This is a genomic window from Sphaerochaeta sp. S2, from assembly GCF_016406725.1.
In the GTDB taxonomy this organism is placed as follows: Bacteria; Spirochaetota; Spirochaetia; order Sphaerochaetales; family Sphaerochaetaceae; genus Sphaerochaeta.
In genome coordinates this window covers 1-2417 of sequence record NZ_JAEKNT010000116.1, presented here as the reverse complement: position 1 = coordinate 2417, position 2417 = coordinate 1, and the positions used below count along the sequence as shown (strand labels likewise).

The 2417-nt window shown below is 36.8% G+C and carries 2 protein-coding genes and 1 pseudogene; all 3 read left to right on the top strand.

Going from position 1 to position 2417, the window contains the following annotated elements; all coding sequences use genetic code 11:
- The coding region (locus tag JF818_RS03285; RefSeq protein WP_370570299.1) for a hypothetical protein at nt 1-752 on the top strand (752 nt) is incomplete at its 5' end.
- 187 nt (nt 753-939) lie between these two features.
- Nucleotides 940-2142 carry an SIR2 family protein gene (locus JF818_RS03280; protein ID WP_198890556.1) on the top strand — a complete coding sequence of 401 codons (1203 nt, stop codon included), beginning with the start codon at nt 940-942 and terminating at the stop codon, nt 2140-2142.
- Nucleotides 2139-2417 (top strand): annotated as a pseudogene (locus tag JF818_RS03275) (ATP-binding protein); the annotation flags it as partial. The gene JF818_RS03280 and the pseudogene JF818_RS03275, both read left to right, overlap by 4 nt.

The window sequence follows — 2417 nt, the reverse complement described above, 5'->3', positions numbered from 1 at the left end:
CAGTAACCGTTGAGAAGTATTCAATTTGGACGCTTGGATATCCTTCAAGATATCTCCTAAATTACGGAATTCCTGGATTTTGGAGATACTTCTGGATGAAGGCTAAACCTGTTGAAATCCAAGTAAATTACGAGAACAAAGACAACTCCTTTTTAATAGCACCTAAACATACATCTGGAACAAGGGTACAGAGATTTCTGCAATGGTTTGGAAGGTTGTTAATATGTGGCATAATTCTCCCAGTTGTATTCACCGATCTAGTAATCCGAAGATGTTTTGCTTATCGGGAATTCCTAGGGAAACCTTTGGATGAATTTCTTGGGAACAAAATAAGGCTAAAAATTAATACTTTTCATAAAGAGTACTATAAAGAAGAACAAGCACCGTCAGCTGAAGAAGCCTGTTGTACTGGAGAGGTTCGGGATCCCGATTTCTTTCGACTTATATATCATTATGCAAATGAACATACTAAAAATCATTATGGGAAAATGCAGAATTATGTTGCTCTATATGGATTTACAAGAACAATGTGTTTCACCTTGATTATCCTGTTTTGGAGTTACTTGATTCATTCATTTTTATCAATAGGGTTTTCTTGGCAAATAGTACTGGTTGCTTCCATTTGTTTTGCTTCCATAGCAATATTTTATCTAGATTTTAACAAGTTTTTTCGAAGGTATACATTGGAAGCACTGATGGCATTTACTGCAATCTATTCACCTCAAGATGTACTAGCAGATTCTAACAATTGACAATAGATGGAGTGGTATATGTTGTCATACGTCGAAAGAGAATTTGGTAGTGTGAAAAACAATACGGCTTATGGTTGAAGACGATTTTGCTTAGACCTCTGATGAGATTTTACTATCCCCGATTTTTGTAGATTTCATTGCCACTGGAATTAGACTGAATTATAAAAATAAGGCAGGTGTTTGAATAATGGAAAAAGATTATGAAATTAGCTGGAGGCTCTCCCAAGACAATAAATGGGTTTCAATATCAGTGAAGAATTCGGAAAACGACCCGGAGAGGAATCAAGAGGAAAAAGATATCCTTAAACGCTTTCTCCTTTCTTCAATGCAAATGCAGAATATTGTTGTCCTTGCAGGAAGTGGCACTTCAATGAGTGGGAAAGATGGCCCTAAGATGGGTCCTTCTATGTCAGATCTCTGGGAATTATGTACAAAAGAGGGTGACTCCTATAGTTCTGAAGCGAAGGAGGTTTTCGGTACTGTTAGGTATAAGTATGAAGAAAAGCAAAATTTTGAAGAACTTCTTTCATTATGTGAGGCAGTTCTGCAGATAGATAATGATAATACAGGTATTGTCAAAAAATTTGTTAGCAATAGTAAGGAGAGGATACTAAAGCGTTGTAATTATAAAAAGACAAATGAGACCTTAGCCAGTCATCAAATCTTTCTTCACAAACTATCACGTAGAAGAACCCGAGATTCACGCTTGAAATTGTTTACTACGAATTACGATACCTGTTTTGAAGAAGCAGCAAGTAAGACAGGGATAGTTGTAATTGATGGTTTTTCATTTACCAAGCCACGCCATTATGATCCCCGATTTTTTGATTTTGATATTGTAAGGCGCACTTCAAACTCTCAAAAAATTGATAGCTACCTAGAAGGGGTCTTTCAGCTATATAAATTACATGGTTCTGTAAATTGGGAACGTGAAAAGAATGTGATTATTGAAAAAGAAGCAACACCAGAAGGTGTCTGTATGATTTTTCCAGCAAGAGGGAAATATCAACAATCTTATATTCAACCCCATCTGGAAATAATGGCAAGGTATTTGGCGGCACTTCGAGAACCTAATACGTGTATCATTGTCACTGGTTTTGGATTTAATGATGCCCACCTAGCAGAGCCGATTATTTCGGCAATTAAAACTAACCCGCATCTTAAGGTTATTATTTCTGATTATAATGCAAAGAATAACCTTATTGATAAGAATACTAAATGCAATCCTGTCTGGAGTGAATTATATCAACTTGCTGAAGAAGGTAGTGATGTGGCATTTATTAACGCATCCTTCAAGGATTTTTCAAAACTCATTCCTGATTTAAGCTCATTGTCACCTGCTGAAAAAATGGCTCAAGCAGTTAAGTCTATAGTGGGAGATGCTGAATGAACATTAAAGATACATTTCCAAAAGGGGTGTTAAGACCTGAACTCTTGATGGGCAAAGTGAATTCAGTTTCTGCCAGTGCCGTGCAAGTGAATCTCTCTGATGCTGGTGCTCCAAGTGGCTCCTATTATTTGGGTGGTCGGTATGGTAAAGGAGAAGTTGGAGAATTTGTAATAATTGAAGGTCAGATTAATCTACTTCTTGGTAGGGTCGTGGAAGTTAAAGTTGATTCCTCGAGCGATGAGTTTGATAACGCTTTTGGTAAGATTCAGTTGCTT